Origin of the sequence: Streptobacillus felis (assembly GCF_001559775.1) — a bacterium.
Taxonomy (GTDB): domain Bacteria; phylum Fusobacteriota; class Fusobacteriia; order Fusobacteriales; family Leptotrichiaceae; genus Streptobacillus; species Streptobacillus felis.
Window position 1 is genome coordinate 1 of record NZ_LOHX01000226.1, and the last position, 247, is coordinate 247.

Sequence of the window (247 nt, forward strand, 5' to 3'; positions counted from 1 at the left end):
AGATAATATATTTTGAAAGATTACGTTTCATAAATGAAGAACCAATAATATACGAACAAACATATCTAACAATGTACAGATTTAATGGTTTTGATCCACTTGAACTAAATAATAATTCAATTTATAATATTTTAGAATATAGGTATGATGTTACTTTATCAAAAGCCATAGAAAAATTAAAGTCAATATTAAATTCTAGTAAAAAAGAAAAAAATTTACTTAAATTAAAGGAAAATGACTTTGGAAT

At 20.6% G+C, this 247-nt stretch carries 1 protein-coding gene; it reads left to right on the plus strand.

Annotated elements, in window-relative coordinates; genetic code table 11:
• On the plus strand, positions 1-247 hold a 247-nt coding region (locus AYC60_RS04105), incomplete at both ends, for a UTRA domain-containing protein (RefSeq protein ID WP_156447659.1).